At 37.3% G+C, this 1,948-nt stretch carries 2 protein-coding genes and 1 pseudogene; 2 read left to right on the top strand and 1 reads right to left on the bottom strand.

Annotation, left to right across the window (positions count from 1 at the left end; genetic code table 11):
- Positions 1 to 455: pseudogene (locus AM228_RS28750) on the bottom strand (ATPase); the annotation flags it as partial.
- Positions 456 to 977: 522 nt separating this feature from the next.
- On the opposite strand from AM228_RS28750, the gene AM228_RS28745 reads away from it, so the two are divergent.
- Together AM228_RS28745 and AM228_RS33865 are read left to right on the top strand one after the other, a co-directional pair.
- Entirely contained in the window at positions 978 to 1,529 is a 552-nt protein-coding gene (locus AM228_RS28745) for a hypothetical protein (RefSeq protein WP_054470475.1), read from the top strand.
- 61 nt (positions 1,530 to 1,590) lie between these two features.
- Positions 1,591 to 1,948: DUF4926 domain-containing protein (locus tag AM228_RS33865; protein WP_156332143.1), on the top strand; the 358-nt coding region annotated here is incomplete at its 3' end.

The following is a 1,948-nucleotide window of genomic DNA, read 5'->3' as shown; positions in this document are numbered from 1 at the left end:
ATCCACTGTTTGAGGGTATTTAGTTCGGTGGTGCGGTTGTAAAAGTCCGTGATTTCTGGGGCGTCGATTAAGTCAATAATGGGTGAAGAATTTTGGGGTGCGGGAGAATTAGAAGAAGAGAGATCGGAGGGCGATCGCTGTTGTTCCCCACAAATATTGATATTACCTATTTGTAAGCAATCAGCATGATTTTCAGATATTTCTGCTTGTTCTAACACGGAAAACACATTCGACTTTTTAACATCTTCCCCAACCACATCAGACAGAATTTTCCATAACTTCCATGCTTCTTTTTTTACATGATCGTAGCTTTTATCATTATTTTCAGCAATTTCGTAATAATCCTGATGTTGCCAAATGCCCTCTAAGATAGATTTTTGTAGCGATTCAAGATGTTTTCCGGTTTTAGCGAATACCTGTTCATCAGTCCAGTTTAAAACTTCTTGAATATCCATAGGACAAAGTGGGGGTATGCAACGATAATCCCACTTTATCACACTTTTTCCCACTTTTTCTGAAAAATCCCACTTTTTCCCACAAAATTGGTCATGTAAATAATTGTAAAATGCCACTTTATCCCACTTTTAACTATTGGCGATACAATTTTTCTTTGGTAACATAACTAATGTGACCAAAGAAAAATAACCTTTAGTCACATCTAAGCTAAGTATGTAATAGTGAGTAGTTTGTATGAGTAAAACAACTTTGCTGAAACCAATTTGAAGGCTTCGCTATACCATCTGCTTTAGACTACACTAAAGTCTTAGGCGAACTTAGTCCAAAAAACTCAAACGTGACCATGAAACGCTGCTCCTGTGTGTGTCACAATCCCTGTGCTTGCAAATGTGCTTGTGGAGCTTGTGCTTGCAAATGTGGCCCTTGTCGTTGTGGGGGGTCTAAACGTTCTATTTCTCTAAATTGGTAATTTATAATAGACGTTAAATTAGTTCAACCTAGTAAACATTTAGGATGTTGTTATGGATTTTTTATTTGCCATACCAAGTTTTATTTTAAAATTAATCTCAAGTTTATTTTATTGGGTGTTCAGTCTCATTTCTGGTATTTTAGGTGTTATGTTATTGCCATTTAAGCTCTTGTGGGGATTATTTATGGGGGTTGGTCAGACAATAATTTCAATAGTATTATTACCAATCTTATTGTTTTCCAACTCAGGAGATATCTCAGCCACGCAACCTGTTGTTATTACAAGTGATACAGTTTCTAATAATTACCATCTTGAAGAAATCTATAATGATATAATTCAGCTAGAAAAAGCGGGCAGAAATATGGAATTTTTGAGGAGTTACGAAAACTTAGAAGAGTGCGGTAGCAAAATGCGAGGATACCAAGATAAAGTCAAAATTTTAATTGATAAGACGAACGCCCTACCTATAAAATATAAGATGACATTAGGATCGGCAGCTATAAGACTCAATTCTTGCGTTTCTTGTAGCACTGAGGCCAAAAAACAATGCGAAATGATTCGCTTAGACCTCAGTGATTACCAATCAATGATGAATGAAGAGTAAGGAAGAATAAGTATTAGTAGGGTGTATCACCTTTAAATTAATTTTTAATCAAACAGTATCGATGATCGCAGGTGATACACCCTATATCTATTGGCAATTAAAGAGCGCTCAAGTTGTTTTAACCGTAGATTTACCAGAATATAATTTAAAAACTGGCGAGATTGGCACGGTTGTTTTAGTCAATCAACAAGGGTTAAGCTATAAAGTAGAATTTATAACGATCGCCGAAAACTTTATTGCCATCGCGATCGCCTTCTTTATTCAATTCTCAATGCGGGGGCGATCGCCCAAGCCGAGCAAACAAGAAACCCGGTTTCTTCAAGAAACCGGGTTTCTTTGTTTCTGGACAATTTTGAGGCAGAAGGGAAAGTGCGATCGCCCCTTCGGGATCCACTTTGCGCGATTCGCGGGAGCGATCG

Source organism: Planktothricoides sp. SR001 (assembly GCF_001276715.1).
GTDB classification, from domain to species: domain Bacteria; phylum Cyanobacteriota; class Cyanobacteriia; order Cyanobacteriales; family Laspinemataceae; genus Planktothricoides; species Planktothricoides raciborskii.
This window is presented reverse-complemented; position numbering and strand designations above follow the sequence as displayed.